Below are 24874 nucleotides of genomic sequence, written 5' to 3' on the forward strand. Positions count from 1 at the left end.
CTATGCGGCGACTGGTGATGATTGGTAACGGGATGGCGGCGACCCGGCTGGCGGAAATGCTGGTCACGAGCGCGCCGGGTGCGTTTGCCATCACCCTTATCGGTGATGAGCCGCATCCGGCCTATAGCCGCATTCAGCTCTCTCCAGTACTGGGCGGAGAAAAGGATTTTAACCAGACGCTGCTGCAACCGGCGCAGTGGTACCACGACCATCAGATCACGCTGTGCCTTGGTGAAACGGTGCTGGCGGTTGATGTACAGGCGCGCCGGGTGACCACCACCCAGCGCGAGCTGGAGTGGGATGAACTGGTGTTTACCTGCGGTTCGCGGCCCTTCCTGCCGCCGCTGCCGGGCATCGACCTGCCGCACGTTTTTGCCTTCCGCACCCTCGCCGACGTGGAGGCGATTCTGGCGACACCGGGCGATGCGGTGGTGATTGGCGGCGGAGTGCTGGGTGTAGAAGCCGCCGCCGCGCTGCGCTTAAGAGGTGACAATGTCACTTTAGTGCATCGCAGCGAACGACTGATGGAACAGCAGTTAGACGAGATGGCGGGTGAACTGTTGGCCCAGCGATTAGCGGAACGTGGCATCGGCTGTGAACTGGCCGCGGGTATCGCGCAGATTACGCCCGACGCGGTGGTGCTAAACAACGGGTGTGCCATTCCGGCAACCCGTGTGGTGATGGCAACTGGCGTTCGCCCCAACATTGCGCTGGCGCAGCGGGCTGGTATTCCTTGCCAGCGCGGGATCGTCGTCAACCGCCAGCTCGAGACGGGCATTCCCGGCGTCAGCGCCATTGGGGAATGCTGTGAGATTGACGGACAAACTTTCGGCCTGGTGGCGCCCTGCATGCAGCAGGCGGACGTGCTGGCAGCAAGGCTTTGCGGCAGCCCGCGCGCCGATTTCCACTGGCAGGACCGCGGTACCCGTCTGAAGGTAACGGGAATTGACTTGTTCAGCGCCGGGCGGGTTCAGGCCATCGACGGAGATAGCCAGTGGTCCTCCTATGACCCACTGACCGGGCACTATCGGCGGCTGCTGGTGGCAAACGATCAGCTGGCCGGCGTATTGCTGCTTGGCGACTGCACCAGCGCCGCCGCCTTTACCGATTTATTGCATACCGTCCAGCCTGCGCAGGCGAGCTGGATATTCGACCCCTTTACCACGCAGCCATCGGCTGCAGGAACGCAAACCATGACAAAACCAACATTAGCGGTCGTCGGGCACGGGATGGTCGGCCACCATTTTCTTGAGCAGTGTGTCAGCCACCAATTGCATGAACAGTATCAGATTGTGGTGCTGGGCGAAGAGCGTTACGCCGCCTACGACCGGGTGCATTTATCCGAGTATTTTGCCGGCCGCAGCGCCGAATCACTTTCGATGGTGGCGGGGGATTTCTTTGCTGATAACGGCATTGAGCTGCGCTTGTCGCAGCCGGTAGCGGAAATTGACCGCGAAGCCCGGATTATCCGCGACGCTGAGGGACATGAGCTGCACTGGGATAAGCTGGTACTCGCCACTGGCTCATACCCGTTCGTGCCGCCAATCCCCGGCAACACGCTGCCCGGCTGCTTTGTCTACCGTACGCTGGACGATCTCGATGCGATTGCCGCCTGTGCCAAAACGGCGAGCCGTGGCGTAGTGATTGGCGGCGGCCTGCTGGGACTAGAGGCGGCAAACGCGCTGCGCCAGCTGGGTCTGGAGACCCACGTGGTAGAGTTCGCGCCGAATCTGATGGCCGTGCAACTGGATAACGGCGGTGCCGCCATGCTGCGGGAGAAAATTACTGAGCTTGGCGTAAGCGTACACACCAGTAAAGCCACCACGGAAATTCGCCAGACGGAAGAAGGGCTCACGCTGCAGTTTGCCGACGGTGAATGTCTGACTACTGATATGGTGGTGTTCTCGGCGGGTATTCGCCCGCAGGACGCACTGGCGCGCAACAGCGGCATCCGCCTGGGTGAGCGCGGCGGCATCGCGATTGATAACCAGTGTCGCACTTCCGATAGCGATATCTTTGCCATTGGTGAATGCGCGCTGTGGGATAACAAAATCTATGGTCTGGTGGCCCCTGGCTATCAGATGGCGCGGGTGGCCGCCGGAGCGCTGGCGGGGGAAGCGAGCGAATTTACCGGGGCGGATATGAGCACCAAGCTCAAGCTACTCGGCGTTGATGTTGCCTCGTTTGGCGATGCCCATGGGCGCACGCCGGGCAGCCAGAGCTATCAGTGGATCCACGGCCCGGAGCAAATCTATAAGAAGATTGTGGTCAGCGCCGACGGCAAAACGCTGCTCGGCGGCGTGCTGGTTGGGGACGCTAGCGACTACGCTACGCTGCTGCAAATGATGCTCAACGATATAGCGCTGCCGTCGCGCCCGGAATCCCTGATTTTACCGGCGCTAGAAGGCAGCGCGCCGAAAGCGCTTGGCGTGGCGGCACTGCCGGACAGCGCGCAAATCTGCTCCTGTCACAACGTCAGCAAAGGCGACATCTGCCAGGCGGTGAGCAACGGTGCTACCGAGATGGGGGCAATAAAAAGCTGCACCAAAGCGGCGAGCGGCTGTGGCGGCTGTAGCGCGCTGGTCAAACAGGTAATGGAATATCAGCTGGCGCAGCAGGGCGTGGAGGTGAAAAAAGATATCTGCGAACACTTCCCGTACTCGCGCCAGGAAATTTATCACCTGGTGCGGGTCAACCGCATTCACACCTTTGAGCAGTTGATTGCCCGCTACGGTCACGGCGACGGCTGCGAAATTTGCAAACCGCTGGTGGGCTCGGTGCTGGCGTCCTGCTGGAATGAATACCTGCTCAAACCGGCGCATCTGCCGTTGCAGGACACTAACGACCGTTATTTCGCCAATATCCAGAAAGACGGTACTTACTCCGTCGTACCACGAATGCCGGCTGGTGAGGTGACGCCGGACGGGCTGATTGCCATCGGGCAGATAGCCAAACGCTACGCGCTATATAGCAAAATAACCGGCGGCCAACGTATCGACCTGTTTGGCGCGCGCCTGGAGCAACTTCCCGCTATCTGGCACGAGCTGGTGGAGGCCGGGTTTGAGACCGGCCACGCCTACGGCAAGTCGCTGCGCACGGTGAAATCCTGCGTAGGTTCGACATGGTGTCGCTACGGGGTGCAGGATTCTACCGGGCTGGCGGTGACGCTGGAGCATCGCTACAAAGGGCTGCGCGCGCCGCATAAAATCAAAATGGCGGTCTCCGGCTGTACCCGCGAGTGCGCCGAGGCGCAGGGCAAAGATGTAGGGGTGATTGCCACCGACAAGGGCTGGAACCTCTATTTATGCGGCAACGGCGGCATGAAACCACGCCATGCGGATCTGTTTGCCAGCGACCTTGATGACGCGACGCTGCTGCGCACCATCGACCGATTCCTGATGTTTTACATCCGCACCGCTGACCGACTGCAACGTACCAGCACCTGGATGGATAACCTGGAGGGCGGGCTGGAATATCTACGCCGCGTGATCCTCGACGATTCGCTGGGCATTGGCGAAGAGCTGGAGCAGGAGATGGCCCGCGTTATCGACAGCTATCAGTGCGAATGGCAAACCACCCTGAACGACCCGCAGCGGCTGATGCAGTTCCGCTCATTCGTCAACAGCGATACGCCAGACGAAGCGGTGCAGCGTGAAACCGTGCGCGGCCAGCCGCAGCTTGTTCCGGTCACAACGCTGCCGGGGCAGGCGGGTCATCCTAAGCCGTGGCAGGCAGTTTGCTTACTGGAGGATATTCCCGCGCAGGCCGGGATTGGCGCTCGCCTGGGTGAAATGCAGATAGCGCTGTTCCGCCTCAACGGCCACGTTTACGCGCTGGATAATCTGGAGCCCGGCAGTCAGGCCAACGTGCTGTCGCGGGGGCTGCTGGGGGATGCCAGCGGTGAGCCTATCGTTATCTCACCGCTTTATAAGCAGCGCATTCGTCTGCGTGACGGTCGCCATTCCGAGAGCGGTGAGCCGGTGGTACGCGCCTGGCCGGTGAAAATTGAAGGAGGCACCGTGTGGGTCAGCAACCAGGAGCTGGTGATGCGCGCGGAGGCCTCATGACAGAAACCCGAACAACCTGTCCCTACTGCGGCGTTGGCTGCGGGGTGGTGGCAAGCGTAGTTGACGGTGCGGTGAGCGTGCGGGGCGATGAGGCCCATCCGGCAAACTTTGGTCGCCTGTGCGTGAAGGGCTCTGCGCTCGGCGAAACCACCGGTCTGGAGGGGCGTTTGTTGCAACCCTTGGTGGACGGCCATGATGTCAGTTGGGAGCAGGCGCTGGATGTGGCCGGTGAGCGGCTAAAGGCGATTATCGCCGAGCACGGCCCGCAGGCAGTGGCGTTTTATGCCTCCGGCCAGCTATTGACCGAGGACTATTACGCTGCCAATAAGCTGATGAAAGGCTTTATCGGCGCGGCGAATATTGATACCAACTCGCGGCTGTGCATGTCGTCGGCGGTCACCGGCTATAAGCGCGCGTGGGGCGCCGACGTGGTGCCGTGCCGCTATGAGGACGTAGAGCGCAGCGATCTGGTGGTGCTGGTGGGCTCCAACGCGGCGTGGGCGCACCCGGTGCTCTATCAGCGACTGGTGCAGGCGAAGCAGCAAAACCCGCAGATGAAGGTGGTGGTTATTGATCCCCGGCGCACGGCGACCTGCGATATTGCCGACCGTCATCTGGCCATTGCGCCCGGCACCGATGCCGGGCTGTTTGTCGGGCTGCTGCACGCCATCGCCGAGCGCGGCGCAAACGTGGACGATTTTGCCGATGCGCCCGCCGCGCTGGAGGCGGCACAATGCTGGAACCTTGAGCGGGTGGCGGCGTTTTGCGGGCTGCCGTTAGCGGAGGTTGCCGCATTTTATCAGGACTTTATTGCCGCCCCCAGGGCCATCACGCTCTACACCATGGGCATTAACCAATCCTCCAGCGGCAGCGATAAATGCAATGCCATCATTAACGTCCACCTTGCCAGCGGTAAGTTTGGTCGTGAAGGTTGTGGTCCGTTTTCGCTGACCGGGCAGCCAAATGCCATGGGCGGCCGCGAAGTGGGCGGGTTGGCAACCATGCTGGCAGCGCATATGAATTTTGAACCGGACGACCTCGCCCGGGTGGCGCGTTTCTGGGGCACCGAGCGGCTGGCACAAACGCCGGGGCTGATGGCGGTGGATATTTTCGCTGCCATCGGGCGCGGTGAGGTGAAAGCGGTGTGGATCATGGGCACCAATCCGGCGGTTTCACTGCCGGACAGCCACGCGGTAAGCCAGGCGCTGAAGCGGTGCGAATTGGTGATCGTCTCTGAGATTTCGGCGCAGACCGAAACTTCGCGCTATGCGCACATTCGTTTCCCGGCGCTGGGCTGGGGGGAGAAAAACGGCACCGTGACCAATTCAGAGCGGCGGATCTCACGCCAGCGGGCGTTTTTGCCCGCCCCCGGCGAGGCCCGCGCGGACTGGTGGATTATTGCCCGTGTCGCCCAGCGTCTGGGCTTTGGTGAGGCGTTTGCCTGGCAGCATCCACACGAGGTCTTTAGTGAACATGCCGCGCTCTCCGGCTATGAAAATGAAGGTCAGCGGGCGTTTGATATCAGCGGGCTTGCCGAATTAAGCCGCGACGCGTGGGATGCTCTTGCACCCGTGCGTTGGCCGGTTAGCGGACAGGTCCAGACGTTGGATCTTAAGCATGGCTGGCGTGCCGACGCTCGTGTACGCATGGTTCCCGTCTCTCCACGCGGGATGCAGGCCCAGACTCAGGCGCTTTACCCACTCATTCTTAACAGCGGGCGTATCCGCGACCAGTGGCACACCATGACGCGCACCGGTAGCGTGCCAAAACTGATGCAGCATATTTCCCAACCTATTGTTGAAGTGGCTCCGCAGGATGCCCAGCATTTCGGTCTACAGCACGGCGGCCTCTCACGGATAAGCTCGTTGCACGGCGTGATGGTGGCCAAAGTCGTGGTAACCGATAGCCAGCGTCGCGGTTCGCTGTTTACGCCGATGCACTGGAACGACTGCTTTGCCCGCCAGGGGAAAGTCAACGGTCTGGTGGCACCAGTGGTGGACCCGCACTCCGGGCAGCCGGAAAGCAAACAGACGGCGGTACGTATCGCCCCCTGGCAACCGGTATGGCAGGGCGAACTTTATTCCCGTGATGAAGTCCCGTTAGCGGGGCATGTGACCTGGTGGCGTAAAGCCGCAACCGGGCTGCACCATCTCACGCTTTGCAGTGACCGTCATATTGAGCAGGATATTCTGGCCTGGTGTCAGCAGCACGGCTGGCAGATACAGGTGGCGAACGCCGGGGATATCTGGCATTTGCTGGCGTGGCAGGGCGACCAGTTGATGCTGGGGTTCTGGAGTAGCCATAGGCTGCCAGAAGTGGACGATTCGCTGGTGTGTCGGGCATTTAGTGAGTCGCCGCAGACGCTTACGGGCCGTCATGCGCTGCTGAGCGGCCAGGATCTGGCGCGGCCGGCGGTAGGGAAAATTGTTTGCAGCTGTTTCAGCGTTGGCGAAAAAACCATCCTTGACGCGATTGAAAAACAGGGCTGCCGCACGGCGGGCGAGCTGGGTGAACGGCTGAAATGCGGCACCAACTGCGGCTCCTGCGTGCCAGAGCTCAAAGCATTGCTGGCAAGTACGACGATAAAAGTGACGGTTTTATCACCTTCAGGCTATTCCTGAAATGAGGGGCAAAGGCTGAACCCTCTCCATAAAGGGGTTAAACTGATTAGCCTGGGGCTGGTTTTTTCCAGTCTGCTTTGAAGCTGGCTATGGGGTTGCGGTTTTGTCTTTGCGTTTTTACTCGTCATTTTTGGTGTTACTGGTACTGACTGGCGGCAGCGCGCGTGCGCGAACGTCGTTTGTCGAAGAGGCAGAACATCCCTTCGATAACTCGGCTGATAGCCTGCCCGATCTCGCTATCACCCCGGAAAATCACGACGCAGAGAAGCATTTTGCCGAGATGGTCAAAGCCTTTGGCGAAGCCAGCATGACCGATAACGGGTTGGATACCGGCGAGCAGGCGCGCGTGTTTGCGCTGACGCAATTGCAGGATAAGGTCAACGGCCAGATGAACCAGCAGTTAGAAAGCTGGTTATCTCCCTGGGGAAATACCAATATTCAACTGCTGGTGGACAGCCAGGGCAAGATGACCGGCAGCCATGGCGGTTGGTTTGTGCCGCTGCAGGATAATACGCATTATCTCACCTGGAGCCAGTTTGGCCTGACACAGCAGGACGATGGGCTGGTGGGGAATCTGGGGTTGGGGCAACGCTGGGTCGCCGGACAGTGGCTGCTGGGCTACAACACCTTTTATGACAGCCTGCTGGATGCCAATCTTGATCGCGGCGGTCTGGGCGCGGAAGCCTGGGGCGAGAACCTGCGCTTTTCTGCCAACTACTATTATCCACTGCACGATTGGCAGAACACGGGCACGACACTGCAACAGCGTATGGCGCGCGGTTACGATCTCACGGCGCAGGCCTGGATACCCGCTTATAACCATATCAACACCAGCTTGAGCGTCGAGCAATACTTTGGCGACAGCGTAGACCTGTTCCGCAGCGGCACCGGCTACCGTAACCCGGTCGCGGTCTCCCTTGGCCTTAACTATACCCCGGTGCCGTTATTCACCTTCAGTGCCCAGCACAAGCAGGGAGAGAGTGGGGTAAACCAGAACAATCTCGGCATGAAGGTGAACTATCGTTTTGGCGTACCGCTGAAGAAGCAGCTTGCTGCCGACGAAGTGGCGCAAACCCGTACGCTGCGTGGCAGCCGCTACGATGCGCCGGAACGCAACAATTTACCGGTGATGGAATTCCGTCAGCGTAAAAGCCTGAGCGTCTATCTGGCAACGCCGCCGTGGGATCTCACCAGCTATGAAACGGTGGCGCTGAAAATTCAGCTCCGCAATGAGTATGGGATCAAATCCATAAGCTGGCAGGGCGATACCGAAGCGTTAAGCCTGACGCCGCCAGCCGCGGGCAACAACACCGATGGCTGGAGCATTATCATGCCGGCCTGGGATCCAACGCAGGGTGCCAGCAATACCTGGCATCTGTCGGTGGTGGTGGAAGATAACAAGGGGCAGCGCGTCACCTCGAATGAGATAACGCTGAAGCTGACTGAACCTGTCGTCAGCTTTGCCCCGCAGGGCAATAGCTGGTTGGACATGGCGCCATAGCGGCAACGGTCAGAAAATACGTTCCTGGTGCACCCACACGGCGGCTTCGACGCGGGATTTTAGCTTCATTTTCTTCAGCATGTGCTTCACGTGAACCTTCACGGTGCTTTCCGTGATGTCCAGACGGCGGGCAATCATCTTGTTTGGCAGGCCCTGAGCGATGAGCTTAAGAATATCGCGCTCGCGCGGAGTCAACTGGTTGATGTCGCGGTCGGAGGTCGCGCGGTTGGCGCGCAGGCTGGCGGCCAATACCGGCGTTAAGGCTTCGCTCAATACCATTTCACCGGCGGCGGCCTGTTGCAGGGCTTTCAGCAGATCTTCCGGTTCCATATCTTTCAGCAGATAGCCATCAGCGCCGCGTTTGAGCGCGGTGACCACGTCTTCTTCATGGTTGGAGACGCTGAACACCACAACACGGCCAGACAGTGATTTCTCACGCAGCTTGTCGAGGGTTTCCAGACCGTTCATGCCGGGCATGTTGAGATCGAGCAGAATCAGATCGGGATCGAGGGTTTCTGCCAGTTCAATTCCTTGTTCACCATTGCTGGCTTCGCCTACAACCTGAATATCTGATGCCATACTGACCAGCTGTTTCACGCCGGTACGCAGCATAGGATGATCGTCAATTAACAGGATAGTAGCCCGTTCCTGATTACTCATGAGTATCTCCTTGGGGAGTAGAAAGCGATTGTTCGGGGACAAACGTAACCACGACTTCGGTGCCGCCGCTTTCACGACGACGAACCTGGCAATCGCCACGCAGGCTTTGTGCGCGGTCACGCATAATAATAAGGCCATAATGGTTGCTGCGTTCAGCATGCAGCGGGACGCCGCAGCCGTTGTCGGCCACCACCAGTTTGACCTGGTTGTTTTGTTGGGTAACGCTGACTTTCACTTCTGTTGCCTGTGAGTGCTTAAGCGCATTGCTTAAGGCCTCGCGGGCAATTTGCAGCAGGTGAATCGCCTGGTGCGACGGCACGTAGCGCGGCGGTAGCTGATAGTCGAGCTGCACCGGGAAGCCGAAATGGCTGCTGTATTCCTGGCAACTGTCCTCCAGCGCTGGGCGCAGGCCGGACTCGGTCAGCTTCAGGCGGAAGGTGGTCAGCAGTTCACGCAGTTGCGCCCACGAGGTGTTCAGTTCATTACGCACCTGGCTTAGCAGCTCTCGGCTTTCCTCAGACGACTGCTCTTTTTGCATCATCTGCAAACAGCTGACCTGCATCTTCATACAGGAGAGCGACTGGGCGATGGAGTCGTGAAGCTCGCGGGCAATCGTTGAGCGCTCTTCCATCACGATAAGCTGCTGCTGACGTTCAAGCTGTTTATCCAGCGCCAGCGTTGAGGTGATTTGCTCGAGTAAAGTATCAACCAACTGCTGCTGATCGTGGCTCAGCTCGCGGCCGTGCGGCAATGTCGCCAGCAGGATGCCGTACTGGTTGCGCGGGTCGGTCAGCCGCCATTTCAGCGTGATGCCGTCGTGCGCTGCGGTATCGACGTCACGCGGGCAGAGATAACAGCCCCGGTCGTCGCACTCCCAGCCGGAGTGACAGCTGAATTCCTGATGGTTATCTTCGTCTTCGGTATCGTAAACCCGGACTTCAATTTCCCGCAGCGGGGTCAGTTCCTGAAGGCCGTTCAGCACCGGAGAGATGCGTTCGCATAGCGGCACGCTGGAATGCAGGCGTCGGTTAGCCTGCCACAGGAAAGAGAGAATCGCATTTTTCTGTTCGAGCCCGGCGGTTTTCTCCTGGACCCGACGCTCCAGCGAGGCGTAGCTCTCCGCGAGTTCGGCGGACATATTGTTCAGCGCCATGCCGAGAGTAGCCATTTCGTTGCGGCCGCTGATTTGCGTGCGATGGGTAAAATCGCGATGGCTGATGGCTTCGGCCATGCGCAGGAGCTGTCGCCACGGGTGCAGCAGCCGGGTGCGCAGCCAGAAGACGGTAAAGATAAGTAATACCGCCATGAAAAAGGCCAGCAGCCGGTGCATCCACACCACATGGGAGATGCGCTGTTCGGTAGTGTGATCGAAGACGGTGACCAGCTGGTCTATGCGATTTACAAAACCGGCAAGATCGCTGGCGACTTCGTCCGGATTTTTCGCCTGACTAATATCCGGTGCCAGATGGTTCAGCCAGTATTGCTGGAGTTCGTGAAGCTGCTTCACCTGGCCATCGCGTTCGGCGGCCAGCTGTAATTCCGGGCTGAAGACCGTTTTTTGCATCTCTTCAAACAGTGGCTTGTCGTTCTTATCCACCGGAATAGCGGCCAGCAGGCGATAGCTCTGCATGCGCAGCGAACCGGCCTGGTTAATGGCGTGCGCGCTGCCCTGCACGCCGTTCACCAGGCGTGCGGAAATCATCATACTTGCCACGCCGATAAGGGTAGACAGCAGTACGATGAGGGCCAGTTGATTCACCAGCGTGAGTGGTGTAAAAAAACGTCTGAACATGGTGCGATAAGGCTCCTGACGGAAACTCTCCGGCGAGTGGCGTTATTTTCGACTATCGCCTGGAGTATACCCATACCCCTAAAGAGTTACTCCTTTATTTCCATAATAGTTGAGATGGCGGGGGTAGAGGGGTATGAGCGTAACAGCCACGTGAAAAAGCAGGTTTTTTTAACCATAAAAGCCTACCCATAAAGGGTGATGATTTATTTTTAAGCAATATAATGCCGACTTTTCCTTTGATTTATATCAACTTACCGCGCGGTGTAAACCCTAATGTGGCAGGGGTTGATATTAATAATCAGAGGTGTCTATGAGTCACTCCACTGCCCCGGAAAGGGCAACCGGCGCTGTCATTACCGACTGGCGTCCGGAAGATCCGGCATTCTGGCAGGAACGCGGTCATCGCGTCGCTAGCCGGAACCTGTGGATTTCAGTTCCATGCTTGCTGCTCGCATTCTGCGTCTGGATGCTGTTCAGTGCGGTTGCGGTCAATTTACCAAAAGTGGGCTTCCAGTTTACAACCGATCAGCTGTTCATGCTGACCGCGTTACCTTCCGTTTCCGGCGCACTGTTGCGCGTACCGTATTCCTTTATGGTACCGCTGGTGGGTGGTCGTCGCTGGACCGCGTTCAGCACCGGGATCCTTATCATTCCTTGCGTATGGCTGGGCTTTGCCGTTCAGGACACCTCCACGCCGTTTAGCACCTTCATCATTATCTCTCTGCTGTGCGGCTTCGCGGGTGCAAACTTTGCGTCCAGCATGGCGAACATTAGTTTCTTCTTCCCGAAAGCGAAGCAGGGCGGTGCGCTAGGCCTTAACGGCGGCCTCGGCAATATGGGCGTGAGCGTGATGCAGCTGGTGGCTCCACTGGCGGTTTCTCTCTCTATCTTTGCGGTATTTGGTAGCCATGGCGTGACGCAGCCTGACGGCAGCGAGCTGTTCCTGGCGAACGCGGCGTGGATCTGGGTACCTTTCCTGGCCATCTTCACCATCGCGGCCTGGTTCGGCATGAACGAGCTGGCCACGTCTAAGGCGTCGCTTAAAGAGCAGTTGCCGGTGTTGAAACGTGGTCACCTGTGGATCATGAGCCTGCTGTATCTGGCGACCTTCGGTTCGTTTATCGGCTTCTCCGCCGGTTTTGCGATGCTGTCAAAAACCCAGTTCCCGGAAATTCAGATCCTGCATTATGCCTTCTTCGGTCCGTTTATCGGCGCCCTGGCGCGCTCTGCCGGTGGGGCGATTTCCGACCGTCTGGGCGGGACTCGCGTGACGCTGATTAACTTCATCCTGATGGCGGTGTTCAGTGCGCTGTTGTTCATGACTCTGCCAACCAACGGCATGGGCGGTAACTTCGTTGCTTTCTATGTGGTCTTCCTGGCGCTGTTCCTGACGGCTGGGCTGGGCAGCGGTTCCACCTTCCAGATGATTTCCGTTATCTTCCGTAAGCTGACGATGGATCGCGTGAAAGCCGAAGGCGGTACTGACGAGAAAGCGATGCGTGAAGCGGCCACCGATACGGCGGCAGCACTGGGCTTTATCTCAGCGATTGGCGCAATCGGCGGTTTCTTTATCCCGAAAGCGTTCGGTACTTCCCTGGATTTAACCGGCTCACCGGCTGGCGCGATGAAAGTGTTCCTCGTGTTCTATATCGTCTGCGTTGTGGTGACCTGGGCGGTATACGGTCGTAAAGCGAAAAAATAACGGGTTTCGTTATTTCTGAATAAAGGCGCGAGGTTTCGCGCCTTTATTTTTTTCTCTTCTTAGTTACAACATACTATTGGCGTTTTTCACTGCTCTGGCACCGAGCCCGTCCTGGATTAGGTCTCGCAAGAAAGGCTCTACCCCTTAATACCGATAGGGCTTATTTTTACATCTTGAAATATGTGCTTTTCGTGAAAAAACCTTAATTTACAGTGTGTTAAAAAATAAGAATATATACCACCTTGGTGGTATGTGCCATTTCTACGGCATTTGTTAAGCAAAGCCACCTTGATCGTTATCAATTCCCTTCACCTTTCAGCGCGTTAACTTCGCTGCAAATTCAGCAATGTCGATTTATCAGAGAGCCGACAGGCTCCAAACAGGAGAGACCCGATGAGTAAATTCCTGGACCGGTTTCGCTACTTTAAACAGAAGGGCGAAACATTTGCCGATGGGCACGGACAGATTCTAGATACCAACCGGGATTGGGAAGATGGATACCGCCAGCGCTGGCAGCATGATAAGGTTGTGCGTTCCACGCACGGCGTAAACTGCACCGGTTCCTGTAGCTGGAAAATTTATGTCAAAAACGGTCTGGTTACCTGGGAAACCCAGCAGACTGACTATCCGCGCACCCGTCCGGATCTGCCTAACCATGAACCTCGCGGCTGCCCGCGTGGGGCGAGCTATTCCTGGTACCTGTATAGCGCCAACCGTCTGAAATATCCGCTGATGCGTAAACGCCTGATGAAAATGTGGCGTGAAGCGAAAAAACTGCACAGCGATCCGGTTGATGCCTGGGCATCCATTATTGAAGATGCCGACAAAGCAAAAAGCTTCAAACAAGCACGTGGCCGCGGCGGCTTCGTTCGCTCCTCCTGGCAGGAAGTGAACGAGCTGATTGCCGCGTCCAACGTTTACACCGTGAAAACTTACGGTCCAGACCGCGTGGCTGGCTTCTCGCCAATTCCAGCGATGTCGATGGTCTCCTACGCCTCCGGCGCACGTTACCTTTCCTTGATTGGCGGTACCTGCCTGAGCTTCTACGACTGGTACTGTGACCTGCCACCTGCTTCTCCGCAGACCTGGGGTGAGCAGACTGACGTGCCGGAATCTGCCGACTGGTATAACTCCAGCTACATCCTTGCCTGGGGTTCCAACGTTCCGCAGACCCGTACGCCAGATGCGCACTTCTTTACTGAAGTTCGTTATAAAGGTACCAAAACCGTCGCTATCACCCCGGACTATGCCGAAATCGCTAAACTCTGCGATCTGTGGCTGGCACCGAAACAGGGTACCGATGCGGCAATGGCGCTGGCAATGGGTCACGTGATGCTGCGTGAATTCCACCTCGACAAACCAAGCCAGTACTTCACCGACTACGTGCGTCGCTACACCGACTTCCCGATGCTGGTGATGCTGGAAGAGCGCGAAGGTTATTACGCGGCGGGCCGTATGCTGCGTGCTGCTGACCTGGTTGACGCTTTGGGTCAGGAAAATAACCCAGAGTGGAAAACCGTTGCTATCAATACCGATGGCGAGATGGTGGCACCGAATGGTTCTATCGGTTTCCGTTGGGGCGAAAAAGGTAAATGGAACCTTGAGCAACGTGACGGCAAATCCGGTGATGAAACTGAACTGCAACTGAGCCTGCTGGGTAGCCACGATGAAATTGCTCAGGTGGGCTTCCCGTACTTTGGCGGCGAAGGCACCGAGCACTTCACCAGCGTCGAGCTGGAAAATATTCTGCTGCACAAACTGCCGGTGAAACGTCTGCAGCTGGCCGATGGCACTACCGCGCTGGTAACCACCGTTTATGACCTGAACATGGCTAACTACGGCCTGGATCGCGGTCTGAACGATGAAAACTGTGCAACCAGCTACGATGATATCAAGGCGTATACGCCTGCGTGGGCTGAGAAAATTACCGGTGTTCCACGTGCGCAGATTATTCGTATCGCTCGTGAGTTTGCCGATAACGCCGATAAAACGCACGGTCGTTCGATGATCATCGTCGGTGCCGGTCTGAACCACTGGTATCACCTCGATATGAACTATCGTGGTCTTATCAACATGCTGGTGTTCTGCGGTTGTATTGGTCAGAGCGGCGGCGGTTGGGCCCACTATGTTGGCCAGGAAAAACTGCGTCCGCAGACCGGCTGGCAGCCACTGGCGTTTGGCCTTGACTGGCAGCGTCCAGCACGTCATATGAACAGTACTTCCTACTTCTATAACCACTCCAGCCAATGGCGTTATGAGTCGGTTACCGCGCAGGAACTGCTGTCGCCGATGGCGGATAAATCTCGCTACACCGGCCATCTGCTGGACTTCAATGTCCGTGCAGAACGTATGGGCTGGCTGCCGTCTGCACCGCAGTTAGGCACAAACCCACTGCGTATTGTCGACGATGCGAAGAAAGCCGGGATGGATCCGGTTGATTACACCGTTAAAGCGCTGAAAGAAGGCACCATTCGTTTTGCGGCTGAACAACCAGAAAACGGTAAAAACCACCCACGTAACCTGTTCATCTGGCGTTCTAACCTGCTGGGCTCTTCCGGTAAAGGTCATGAGTACATGCTGAAATACCTGCTGGGTACCGAACACGGTATTCAGGGGATGGATCTGGGCAAGCAGGGCGGTCTGAAGCCTGAAGAAGTGGAATGGCAGGATAACGGTCTCGACGGTAAGTTGGATCTGGTGGTGACGCTGGACTTCCGTCTGTCGAGCACCTGTCTGTATTCCGATATCGTGCTGCCAACGGCAACCTGGTATGAAAAAGACGACATGAATACCTCGGATATGCATCCGTTTATTCATCCGCTGTCTGCTGCTGTCGACCCGGCATGGGAATCGAAAAGCGACTGGGAAATCTACAAAGGCATAGCGAAGAAATTCTCTGAAGTCTGCGTGGGTCACCTCGGTCAGGAAACGGATATTGTTACGCTGCCAATCCAGCATGACTCTGCGGCCGAACTGGCACAGCCGTTAGACGTGAAGGACTGGAAAAAAGGCGAATGTGACCTGATCCCAGGTAAAACCGCGCCGCACATTATCCCGGTTCAACGTGATTATCCGGCCACCTACGAGCGCTTTACCTCCATCGGACCATTGATGGAAAAAATCGGTAACGGCGGTAAAGGGATTGCCTGGAACACCCAGAGCGAAATGGATCTGCTGCGTAAGCTCAACTACACCAAAGCAGAAGGCCCGGCGAAAGGCCAGCCGATGCTGGATACCGCGATTGATGCCGCAGAGATGATCCTCACCCTGGCGCCGGAAACCAACGGTCAGGTGGCGGTGAAAGCTTGGGCAGCGCTCAGCGAGTTTACCGGTCGTGACCACACGCATCTGGCGCTCAATAAAGAAGACGAGAAAATTCGCTTCCGTGATATTCAGGCGCAGCCGCGCAAGATTATCTCCAGCCCAACCTGGTCCGGTCTGGAAGACGAACACGTCTCTTACAACGCTGGCTATACCAACGTTCACGAGCTGATTCCATGGCGTACGCTGTCTGGTCGTCAGTCCTTGTATCAGGACCACCAGTGGATGCGTGACTTCGGTGAAAGCCTGCTGGTTTACCGCCCACCTATCGACACCCGTTCGGTGAAAGAGGTGATGGGCAAGAAATCAAACGGCAACCCAGAGAAGGCGCTGAACTTCCTGACTCCGCACCAGAAGTGGGGTATTCACTCAACCTACAGCGATAACCTGCTGATGCTGACCTTAGGTCGCGGCGGTCCGGTGGTGTGGATGAGCGAAGAAGATGCCAAAGAGATCGGTATCGAAGATAACGACTGGATTGAAGTCTTCAACAACAACGGCGCGCTGACCGCACGTGCAGTCGTGAGCCAGCGTGTACCGGCTGGGATGACCATGATGTACCACGCGCAGGAACGTATTGTTAACCTGCCGGGTTCAGAAATTACCGGTCAACGCGGTGGTATCCATAACTCAGTGACCCGCATCACGCCAAAACCGACGCATATGATCGGCGGCTATGCGCACCTGGCTTACAGCTTTAACTACTACGGTACCGTGGGTTCGAACCGTGATGAGTTTGTGGTGGTACGTAAGATGAAGAACATTGACTGGTTGGACGGCGAAGGCAATGACCAGGTACAGGAGAGCGTAAAATGAAAATTCGTTCACAAGTCGGCATGGTGCTGAATCTCGATAAATGCATCGGCTGTCATACCTGTTCAGTGACCTGTAAAAACGTCTGGACCAGCCGCGAAGGGACCGAGTACGCATGGTTCAACAACGTTGAAACCAAGCCGGGCACCGGTTTCCCGACCGACTGGGAAGACCAGGAGAAGTATAAAGGCGGTTGGATCCGTAAAATCAACGGCAAGCTGGTACCGCGCATGGGTAACAAAGCGCTGCTGCTGGGTAAAATCTTCGCCAACCCGCATCTGCCGGGGCTGGATGATTACTACGAGCCGTTCGATTTTGACTATCAGACGCTGCACAACGCGCCGGCTGATAGCAAGGCGCAGCCGATTGCACGTCCACGCTCGCTGATTACCGGCAAGCGCATGGACAAAATCACCAAGGGTCCGAACTGGGAAGACGACCTCGGTGGTGAGTTCGAGAAGCTGTCGAAAGACAAGAACTTCGAGAACATGCAGAAGGCAATGTACGGCCAGTTCGAAAATACCTTCATGATGTACCTGCCGCGCCTGTGCGAGCACTGCCTTAACCCGGCATGTGTCGCGACCTGCCCGAGCGGTGCGATTTACAAGCGTGAAGAAGACGGCATCGTACTGATCGATCAGGATAAATGCCGCGGCTGGCGTATGTGCATCACCGGTTGCCCATACAAAAAAATCTACTTCAACTGGAAGAGCGGCAAGTCTGAAAAATGCATCTTCTGCTATCCGCGTATTGAAGCGGGTCAGCCGACCGTGTGTTCAGAAACTTGCGTAGGCCGTATTCGTTACCTCGGCGTGCTGCTGTATGACGCGGATGCGATTGAAACCGCAGCAAGCACCGAGAACGAGAAGGACCTGTATCAACGTCAGCTGGACGTGTTCCTCGATCCGAACGATCCGAAAGTGATCGAGCAGGCGCAGAAAGACGGTATCCCGCTGAGCGTGATTGATGCCGCACAGAAATCGCCGGTTTATAAAATGGCGATGGACTGGAAACTGGCGCTGCCGCTGCACCCGGAATACCGCACGCTGCCGATGGTCTGGTACGTGCCGCCGCTGTCACCAATTCAGTCCGCCGCCGATGCGGGCGAACTGGGTAGTAACGGTATTCTGCCGGACGTCGAAAGTCTGCGCATCCCGGTTCAGTACCTGGCGAATCTGCTGACCGCAGGTGACACCCAGCCGGTGCTGCTGGCGCTGAAACGTATGCTGGCGATGCGCCACTTCAAACGTACGGAAACGGTTGATGGCGTTATCGATACCCGTGCGCTGGAAGAGGTGGGTCTGACCGAAGCGCAGGCTCAGGAAATGTATCGTTATCTGGCGATTGCTAACTACGAAGATCGTTTCGTAGTGCCAAGCAGCCATCGCGAACAGGCTCGTGATGCGTTCCCAGAGAAAAGTGGTTGTGGCTTTAGCTTCGGCGACGGCTGCCACGGTTCTGATACCAAGTTTAATCTGTTCAACAGCCGCCGTATTGATTCTGTGGATGTGAGCAGCAAAACGGAGCCACACGCATGATTGAACTCGTGGTGATTTCACGTCTCCTTGAGTACCCGGATGCTGCCTTATGGCAGCATCAAGGCGAACTCTTTGACGTTCTGTCTGAATCAGAAAAACTGGAAAAAGCGGATGCCCAGACTCTGGGCGTCTTCCTGCGCGATTTAACCGCGCAGGATCTGCTGGATGCTCAGGCTGCTTATAGCGAACTGTTTGACCGTGGCCGCGCGACGTCGCTGCTGTTGTTTGAACACGTTCACGGCGAGTCTCGTGACCGTGGTCAGGCGATGGTCGATCTGCTGAACCAGTATGAGCAGCACGGTCTGGAGCTGGACAGCCGCGAGCTGCCGGATCACCTGCCGCTGTACCTGGAATATCTGGCGCAGCTGCCAGAGAGCGAAGCGATTGGCGGCTTGCAGGACATCGCACCGATTCTGGCGCTGCTCTGCGCGCGTTTGCAGCAGCGTGAGAGCCGTTATGCGGTGCTGTTTGAGCAGTTGCTGAAGCTCGCAAACAGCGCGGTAGATGAAACGAAAGTGGCGGAAAAAATTGCGGACGAAGCCCGCGATGATACGCCTCAGGCGCTGGATGCGGTGTGGGAAGAAGAGCAGGTGAAATTCTTTGCCGACCAGGGCTGTGGTGACTCGGAAATTACTCATCACCAGCGTCGTTTTGCTGGAGCCGTGGCACCGCAATATCTGAATATCTCTAACGGAGGACAGCAATAATGCACTTCCTGAATATGTTCTTCTTCGACATTTATCCGTACATTGCGGGTTCTGTCTTCCTGATTGGTAGCTGGCTACGTTACGACTACGGTCAGTACACCTGGCGTGCTGCTTCCAGCCAGATGCTGGATCGCAAAGGGATGAACCTGGCGTCTAACCTGTTCCACCTCGGGATTCTGGGCGTGTTCGCCGGTCACTTCCTGGGTATGCTGACCCCGCACTGGATGTATGAAGCGTGGCTGCCGCTGGAAGTAAAACAGAAGATGGCGATGTTTGGCGGTGGCGCGGCTGGCTTGATGTGTCTGGTCGGCGGTGTGCTGTTACTTAAACGACGTCTGTTCAGCGCGCGCGTGCGTGCCACGACGACCGGTGCTGATATTCTGGTGCTGTCCGTTCTGGTTATCCAGTGTGCGCTGGGGCTGCTGACGATTCCGTTCTCTGCGCAGCATATGGACGGTAGCGAGATGATGAAACTGGTGGGTTGGGCGCAGTCCGTGGTGACCTTCCACGGTGGCGCTTCCGCACACCTGGACGGCGTGGCGTTTATCTACCGTATGCACCTGGTGCTGGGGATGACGTTGTTCCTGTTGTTCCCATTCTCGCGCCTGGTACACATCTGGAGCGTGCCGGTCGAGTACCTGACCCGCAAGTACCAGATTGTTCGTGCGCGCCATTAATACGGTGCTGTGACGTGCTAAACCCCGCTTCGGCGGGTTTTTTTGTTTGTGCGGCCTGTTCCCGGCCAAGCGCAGCGCCGCCGGGATATATATGGCAGAAAGGCAAGATAGCGCTCGAGGAATAACAGAAATAACTAAGAGAAATTTGAATATTTAATCGAAGGAGGTACTACCGAGAGAAGATGGTGGTGGGGGAAGGATTACTCGGCTGCGCCTCGCCCTTCGGGTCGTTGCCTGCGGCAACGCTTTCTCGCTGGCGCTCGAATCGAACCTTAGTCGAAGCTTCTTATCCTTCCCTGTTTGGGCAGGATATAGATTTTTAGCGTTTTAATTTAGTGGGGTGCTTTCAAGAAATGATGGTGGTGGGGGAAGGATTCGAACCTTCGAAGTCGATGACGGCAGATTTACAGTCTGCTCCCTTTGGCCGCTCGGGAACCCCACCACTGGGGCAATGCTTGGTTTTACTGGCCTGCTTCCTTCTCGGGAAGCGGGGCGCATCATATCAAATGACGCGCCGCTGTAAAGCATTCGTTTACCAAAAATGAACTGTTTGCGTACTTTTCATCCGTAACGGATTAAAGCTAATCAATTCATTTCTCAAGTGATTAAAGAATGATCGTCCGGTTACCGTAAACGAAGACGCGCTGCGCTAATACCTGATAAAGCGCGCGGCTCAGTACGTTTTTCTCTACGTCCCGACCGGCACGCATCATATCTTCTGCAGTGTAGGTATGATCGACGTGAATCACGTCCTGCATGATGATTGGACCTTCGTCCAGATTGTCGTTTACGTAGTGCGCCGTCGCACCCACAATCTTCACACCACGTTCATAGGCCTGATGGTAAGGACGCGCCCCGATAAACGCTGGCAGGAACGAATGGTGGATGTTGATAATCTTGTTCGGGAAGCGAGAGACGAACTCAGGCGTCAGCACACGCATATATTTTGCCAGCACCACGTAGTCCGGCTCGTGTGCTGCAATGGCATCGGCCATTAATTTATCGTGCTCTTCACGCGCTAGCCCTTCGTGGCTAACCAGTTGGAAAGGAATACCAAAACGCTCAACCAGGGTACGCAGCGTTTCATGGTTGCCGATAACGGCAGCAATTTCGACGTCCAGGCCGCCGTAGTTGGCTTTCATCAACAGATCGCCAAGGCAGTGAGCTTCTTTCGTTACCAGAATCACGATACGGCGACGGCCTGCAGGGTTTAATTCGCGAACAGAACCTTCCGGCAGCGCGCTGTCTAAGTCTGCGAGCAGGGTAGAGTCGTTAAAGATCCCTTCCAGTTCGGTACGCATAAAGAAGCGTCCGGTGCGGTGATCGACGAACTCATTGTTTTGCACGATGTTTAATTCGTGCTTGTAGCAGATGTTGGTGATGCGCGCGATAAGCCCTTTTTGGTCAGGGCAGATGGTGCGAAGAACTTTACGTTGTATGGAATGCATTGCCGGGTAAATCCTGTTGATGATGTTTGCGAAGCTGTTATTGGGTTTATTGCCCACAGCATTTTTTAAATTTTTTGCCAGAGCCGCACGGGCAGGGATCGTTTCTGCCAATGACCGGTCGTGTGCCATCAATATAGTACCACTGGCCGTTTTCTTTTAAGAATCGTGAACGCTCAATGATGGCACCATTCTTGTTATTTTCATGAAAACGGGCAATGAAGCTGACAAAACCTTCTTCAGGTGTACGGCCCGCTTCGGTTGCAAATACGGTAAGCCCAAGCCATTCGGTTTTGGAAAACCCGTTCTGAATATCGTCGCGGAACGCCGCCGCCTGACACGAAGGGTGCCAGGTTTTTACCAGATAGTCGGCATCCCGTTTAACGAAGGCGCTGTAACGTGAGCGCATCAGCAACGCTGGCTCGGGAGCGCATTCGCTACCGGACAGATAACGCTGACAACATAAGCTATACTCGAGAGCGCTACCGCAAGGGCAAAGTTCAGACAAAGACAACTCCTGAATCGATAATTAACGGCGAATTGACGCCTGATAGCACTATGTTAACCGAGCGCTGGCAATGATGCCACGCTATCAGTAAGAGGATGTTCATCGGTCGCAATGAGAAAACTTAAAATTGGCCTGGCATTAGGCTCGGGAGCTGCGCGGGGCTGGTCACATATTGGCGTCATTAAAGCGCTACAGGAAATGGGTATCGAGATTGATATCGTTGCAGGATGCTCAATCGGCTCGTTGGTGGGGGCGGCGTATGCCAGCAACCGTCTGCCTGAACTAGAAAAATGGGTCTGCTCATTCAGCTACTGGGACGTGCTTCGCCTCATGGATCTTTCGTGGCGGCGGGGTGGGCTACTGCGTGGGGAACGCGTCTTTAACCACTACCGACAGATTATGCCTAACGAGGTGATTGAACAATGCGAGCGACGCTTTGCTGCCGTTGCCACCAACCTTAGTACCGGGCGCGAACTTTGGTTTACAGAAGGCGATCTCCATATGGCGGTACGTGCGTCATGCAGCATCCCTGGGCTGATGGCGCCGGTGTTGCACAATGGCTATTGGCTTGTCGATGGTGCGGTGGTCAACCCGGTACCGGTATCGCTCACACGTGCGCTGGGTGCTGATATTGTGATTGCGGTTGATTTGCAGCATGACGCACATCTTATGCAGCAGGATCTTCTGTCTGTCAATATTCAGCCTGATACCGAGATGAATGAATCACCAGATGAGCTATCATGGCATGAGCGCCTTCGCGCCCGGTTAGGGCGAGTTGCTGCTCGTCGGTCGGTTGTTGCACCGACGGCGATGGAGATCATGACAACCTCAATACAAGTCCTGGAAAACAGGCTGAAGCGAAACCGTATGGCCGGTGACCCGCCAGATATTATATTGCAGCCGTTTTGCCCCCAGATTTCAACTCTGGATTTCCATCGAGCCTCATCTGCGATAGCCGCGGGTCAACAAGCGGTTGAAAAAAAGACAGATGAGCTTTTGCCTCTAGTACAGAGTTCAACTTAAGGCATTTTTTTCGACTACTTCAGCAAATTCTGAAAGGCGATTATCACAATAGCATGCCACTATTTACTTATCGTCGGGCAGGGGAGACATCATGACGCAGCCGTTGGCGGGAAAACAGATTTTGATAGTCGAAGACGAACCCGTTTTCCGCTCACTTATGGATTCATGGCTTTCGTCATTGGGCGCGAATACGCTGTTGGCGCAAGATGGCGTCGACGCCTTAGCGCAAATGGCTAATCAGAAGCCCGATCTGATGATTTGCGACCTTGCCATGCCGCGCATGAATGGCCTCCAGTTGGTCGAGCACGTTCGTAATGCGGGAGAGCAGATACCTATTCTGATTATCTCCGCCACCGAGAATATGGCTGATATCGCCAAGGCATTACGCCTTGGGGTACAGGATGTCTTATTAAAACCGGTGAAGGATCTTAATCGCTTGCGGGAGACCGTGCTCGCCTGCCTCTATCCCAATATGTTTAATTCACGGGTTGAGGAAGAAGAGCGTCTGTTTGAGGATTGGGATGCCCTGGTTAACAATCCTGCCGCCGCCGCTAAACTCTTGCAGGAGTTACAGCCGCCGGTACAGCAAAATATTTCACACTGCCGTATAAATTATCGCCAATTAATGGCGGTGGATGCCCCTGGACTGGTTCTGGATATTGCACCGTTGTCAGAACAGGACCTGGCGTTTTATTGTCTTGATGTTACCCGGGCCGGCGATAATGGCGTTTTGGCCGCACTATTACTTCGCGTGCTTTTTAATGGCTTGTTACAGGAACAGCTTTCACATCAGGGGCAACGCCTACCTGAATTGGGGAGTTTGTTAAAACAGGTCAATCAGCTTTTACGTCAGGCAAATCTTCCTGGGCAGTTCCCTCTATTGGTTGGCTATTACCATAGCGGATTAAAAAATCTGATCCTTGTGTCGGCTGGTTTGAATGGAACGTTAAATACCGGCGAGCATCAAATACAAATAAGCAATGGTGTCCCGTTAGGGACGTTAGGAACGGCTTATCTCAATCAAATAAGTCAACGTTGCACCTCATGGCAGTGCCAGATTTGGGGTTCAGGTGGCCGTTTGCGCTTAATGTTGTCTGCGGAATGAGCAAACGCATTTTTTTACAGGGATAGCTTTAACAGCTTATCTGCCATAGTGATACTATCTGCCAAATTGATGTGGATATACTCGTCATGTTTCAGCGTGCTGGTGCGTTAGCCAGTCTCAATAACTTTCGTTACAGCGAATAATCTGTACGTGAGTTTATGAGTGGCGTTCCCTCCTGTAGCTCTACGTCTTCGAGTATTTATCTTAATTCGAGGTCAACGCATCCTTTTCGGACCAGCCTCATGTGGCTGTGATGATATACTTAATGCGTTATTAATTAACGAGCAAGTTCAAAGTTTGAACAGTTCAGGAGATTTGAATGGCTGCCCTAAATTCGAAAGTAAGAAAGGCTGTTATCCCGGTGGCGGGATTAGGTACAAGGATGCTGCCGGCTACCAAAGCAATTCCTAAAGAAATGCTGCCTTTGGTGGATAAGCCTTTAATTCAGTATGTTGTGAACGAGTGTATTGCAGCTGGTATCACTGAAATTGTACTGGTGACCCATTCTTCTAAGAATTCCATTGAGAACCACTTTGACACCAGCTTTGAGCTTGAAGCCATGCTGGAGAAGCGCGTAAAACGTCAGCTTCTTGAAGAAGTGCAGTCTATCTGCCCTCCGCATGTGACCATCATGCAGGTCCGTCAAGGGCTGGCAAAAGGTCTTGGACACGCGGTACTGTGCGCGCATCCGGTGGTAGGGGATGAACCTGTTGCCGTGATCCTGCCGGACGTGATTCTTGATGAATACGAGTCTGACTTAAGCCGTGAAAACCTTGCTGACATGATTGCCCGTTTCGATGAAACGGGCGCAAGCCAGATCATGGTCGAACCGGTTGCTGACGTGACGGCATACGGTGTCGTTGACTGTAAAGGGGCTACCCTGAACCCTGGCGACAGCGTGCCGATGGTTGGTGTTGTCGAGAAGCCGAAAGCGGACGTTGCGCCTTCTAACCTCGCTGTTGTGGGTCGCTATGTGCTGAGTTCTGAAATCTGGGCCCTGCTTGCCAAAACCCCTCCGGGCGCTGGCGACGAAATTCAGTTAACCGACGCCATTGATATGCTGATCGAGAAAGAAACGGTTGAAGCGTATCACATGAAAGGCAAAAGCCACGATTGCGGGAATAAACTCGGTTATATGCAGGCATTTGTCGAATACGGTATTCGTCACAATACGCTGGGTGAAGATTTTAAAACCTGGCTGCAAGAGACGCTGGGCGTCGCGAAGTAATTTAACGAATGTCGCTAAAGCCGGGGAGACCCGGCTTTTTTATTTCTAAATAACACAAATGGATAAAAAATGAGCGCCAATGTGCCTGCTGGTTATCAGTTGTCACATTTTTCAGATATAAAAAATCCCGCCGAAGCGGGACTTTTTACGAAGCAGATGGATTAAC

15 protein-coding genes, 1 tRNA gene and 1 other RNA gene are annotated in these 24874 nt (G+C 55.5%); 11 read left to right on the forward strand and 6 right to left on the reverse strand.

Features of this window, described 5'->3' with window-relative positions; genetic code table 11:
* The first annotated feature begins 2 nt into the window (after nucleotides 1-2).
* The 3 genes from nirB to ACH1XZ_RS03895 all read left to right on the forward strand — a co-directional run bounded on the left by nirB (nucleotide 3) and on the right by ACH1XZ_RS03895 (nucleotide 8189).
* On the forward strand, nucleotides 3-4067 hold the full coding sequence (nirB, locus tag ACH1XZ_RS03885) for a nitrite reductase large subunit NirB (protein ID WP_395594395.1): 4065 nt from the start codon (nucleotides 3-5) through the stop codon (nucleotides 4065-4067).
* Complete coding sequence (locus ACH1XZ_RS03890) at nucleotides 4064-6688, forward strand: molybdopterin-dependent oxidoreductase (RefSeq protein ID WP_395594396.1); 2625 nt, start codon at nucleotides 4064-4066, stop codon at nucleotides 6686-6688. Before nirB ends, ACH1XZ_RS03890 begins: the two co-directional genes overlap by 4 nt.
* A gap of 103 nt (nucleotides 6689-6791) precedes the next feature.
* Nucleotides 6792-8189, forward strand: a complete 1398-nt coding sequence (locus tag ACH1XZ_RS03895) for a YchO/YchP family invasin (protein ID WP_395594397.1) — start codon at nucleotides 6792-6794, stop codon at nucleotides 8187-8189.
* A 9-nt stretch (nucleotides 8190-8198) separates the two neighbouring features.
* Here ACH1XZ_RS03895 and narL read toward each other — a convergent pair whose 3' ends face one another.
* On the reverse strand, nucleotides 8199-8849 hold the full coding sequence (narL, locus tag ACH1XZ_RS03900) for a two-component system response regulator NarL (RefSeq protein ID WP_035895589.1): 651 nt from the start codon (nucleotides 8847-8849) through the stop codon (nucleotides 8199-8201).
* Nucleotides 8842-10641 (reverse strand): nitrate/nitrite two-component system sensor histidine kinase NarX, encoded by a 1800-nt coding sequence (gene narX / locus ACH1XZ_RS03905; RefSeq protein ID WP_395594398.1) that lies wholly within the window; start codon nucleotides 10639-10641, stop codon nucleotides 8842-8844. The genes narL and narX overlap by 8 nt, the downstream gene beginning before the upstream one ends.
* Before the next feature lie 310 nt (nucleotides 10642-10951).
* On the opposite strand from narX, the gene ACH1XZ_RS03910 reads away from it, so the two are divergent.
* From ACH1XZ_RS03910 to narI, 5 genes are all read left to right on the forward strand, one after another.
* Nucleotides 10952-12343: a NarK family nitrate/nitrite MFS transporter gene (locus tag ACH1XZ_RS03910; RefSeq protein WP_395594399.1), complete on the forward strand. Its 1392-nt coding sequence runs from the start codon at nucleotides 10952-10954 to the stop codon at nucleotides 12341-12343.
* Between the two features lie 393 nt (nucleotides 12344-12736).
* Nucleotides 12737-16480, forward strand: coding sequence for a nitrate reductase subunit alpha (locus ACH1XZ_RS03915; RefSeq protein ID WP_395594400.1), 3744 nt, complete (start codon nucleotides 12737-12739; stop codon nucleotides 16478-16480).
* Nucleotides 16477-18015 carry a nitrate reductase subunit beta gene (narH, locus tag ACH1XZ_RS03920; RefSeq protein ID WP_395594401.1) on the forward strand — a complete coding sequence of 513 codons (1539 nt, stop codon included), beginning with the start codon at nucleotides 16477-16479 and terminating at the stop codon, nucleotides 18013-18015. Before ACH1XZ_RS03915 ends, narH begins: the two co-directional genes overlap by 4 nt.
* Entirely contained in the window at nucleotides 18012-18722 is a 711-nt protein-coding gene (gene narJ / locus ACH1XZ_RS03925) for a nitrate reductase molybdenum cofactor assembly chaperone (protein ID WP_395594402.1), read from the forward strand. The genes narH and narJ overlap by 4 nt, the downstream gene beginning before the upstream one ends.
* The gene (gene narI, locus ACH1XZ_RS03930; RefSeq protein WP_395594403.1) at nucleotides 18722-19399 is read left to right on the forward strand and encodes a respiratory nitrate reductase subunit gamma; all 678 of its coding nucleotides are present in this window, start codon (nucleotides 18722-18724) and stop codon (nucleotides 19397-19399) included. Before narJ ends, narI begins: the two co-directional genes overlap by 1 nt.
* A 183-nt stretch (nucleotides 19400-19582) precedes the next feature.
* On the opposite strand, the gene ACH1XZ_RS03935 is transcribed toward narI, so the two are convergent.
* The 4 genes from ACH1XZ_RS03935 to ACH1XZ_RS03950 all read right to left on the reverse strand — a co-directional run bounded on the left by ACH1XZ_RS03935 (nucleotide 19583) and on the right by ACH1XZ_RS03950 (nucleotide 21352).
* Nucleotides 19583-19710: non-coding RNA, RtT sRNA (locus tag ACH1XZ_RS03935), on the reverse strand.
* Between the two features lie 46 nt (nucleotides 19711-19756).
* Nucleotides 19757-19841 (reverse strand) — tRNA-Tyr (locus ACH1XZ_RS03940).
* Nucleotides 19842-20004: 163 nt separating this feature from the next.
* A complete protein-coding gene (purU, locus tag ACH1XZ_RS03945) occupies nucleotides 20005-20847 on the reverse strand; it encodes a formyltetrahydrofolate deformylase (protein ID WP_395594404.1) in 843 nt (280 codons plus the stop codon).
* Between the two features lie 46 nt (nucleotides 20848-20893).
* The gene (locus tag ACH1XZ_RS03950) at nucleotides 20894-21352 is read right to left on the reverse strand and encodes a YchJ family protein (RefSeq protein WP_395594405.1); all 459 of its coding nucleotides are present in this window, start codon (nucleotides 21350-21352) and stop codon (nucleotides 20894-20896) included.
* Nucleotides 21353-21463: 111 nt separating this feature from the next.
* Here ACH1XZ_RS03950 and rssA point away from each other — a divergent pair, with 111 nt between their 5' ends.
* From rssA to galU, 3 genes are all read left to right on the forward strand, one after another.
* The gene (gene rssA, locus ACH1XZ_RS03955) at nucleotides 21464-22375 is read left to right on the forward strand and encodes a patatin-like phospholipase RssA (protein ID WP_395594406.1); all 912 of its coding nucleotides are present in this window, start codon (nucleotides 21464-21466) and stop codon (nucleotides 22373-22375) included.
* A gap of 91 nt (nucleotides 22376-22466) precedes the next feature.
* Nucleotides 22467-23480 carry a two-component system response regulator RssB gene (rssB, locus tag ACH1XZ_RS03960; RefSeq protein ID WP_395594407.1) on the forward strand — a complete coding sequence of 338 codons (1014 nt, stop codon included), beginning with the start codon at nucleotides 22467-22469 and terminating at the stop codon, nucleotides 23478-23480.
* 319 nt (nucleotides 23481-23799) lie between these two features.
* Nucleotides 23800-24708, forward strand: coding sequence for a UTP--glucose-1-phosphate uridylyltransferase GalU (gene galU, locus ACH1XZ_RS03965; RefSeq protein WP_035896043.1), 909 nt, complete (start codon nucleotides 23800-23802; stop codon nucleotides 24706-24708).
* Nucleotides 24709-24874: the final 166 nt, after the last annotated feature.

The sequence above is a fragment of the Kluyvera chengduensis genome (assembly GCF_044197065.1).
Classification (GTDB): domain Bacteria; phylum Pseudomonadota; class Gammaproteobacteria; order Enterobacterales; family Enterobacteriaceae; genus Kluyvera; species Kluyvera ascorbata_C.

Excerpts from the sequence above, each read along its gene's own strand:
- rssB (WP_395594407.1), top strand. The coding sequence starts at position 22,467 with ATGACGCAGCCGTTGGCGGGAAAACAGATTTTGATAGTCGAAGACGAA.
- rssA (WP_395594406.1), top strand. The coding sequence starts at position 21,464 with ATGAGAAAACTTAAAATTGGCCTGGCATTAGGCTCGGGAGCTGCGCGG.
- narX (WP_395594398.1), bottom strand. The coding sequence starts at position 10,641 with ATGTTCAGACGTTTTTTTACACCACTCACGCTGGTGAATCAACTGGCC.
- narJ (WP_395594402.1), top strand. The coding sequence starts at position 18,012 with ATGATTGAACTCGTGGTGATTTCACGTCTCCTTGAGTACCCGGATGCT.
- narL (WP_035895589.1), bottom strand. The coding sequence starts at position 8,849 with ATGAGTAATCAGGAACGGGCTACTATCCTGTTAATTGACGATCATCCT.
- ACH1XZ_RS03915 (WP_395594400.1), top strand. The coding sequence starts at position 12,737 with ATGAGTAAATTCCTGGACCGGTTTCGCTACTTTAAACAGAAGGGCGAA.
- narI (WP_395594403.1), top strand. The coding sequence starts at position 18,722 with ATGCACTTCCTGAATATGTTCTTCTTCGACATTTATCCGTACATTGCG.
- purU (WP_395594404.1), bottom strand. The coding sequence starts at position 20,847 with ATGCATTCCATACAACGTAAAGTTCTTCGCACCATCTGCCCTGACCAA.
- ACH1XZ_RS03890 (WP_395594396.1), top strand. The coding sequence starts at position 4,064 with ATGACAGAAACCCGAACAACCTGTCCCTACTGCGGCGTTGGCTGCGGG.
- galU (WP_035896043.1), top strand. The coding sequence starts at position 23,800 with ATGGCTGCCCTAAATTCGAAAGTAAGAAAGGCTGTTATCCCGGTGGCG.
- narH (WP_395594401.1), top strand. The coding sequence starts at position 16,477 with ATGAAAATTCGTTCACAAGTCGGCATGGTGCTGAATCTCGATAAATGC.
- ACH1XZ_RS03910 (WP_395594399.1), top strand. The coding sequence starts at position 10,952 with ATGAGTCACTCCACTGCCCCGGAAAGGGCAACCGGCGCTGTCATTACC.
- nirB (WP_395594395.1), top strand. The coding sequence starts at position 3 with ATGCGGCGACTGGTGATGATTGGTAACGGGATGGCGGCGACCCGGCTG.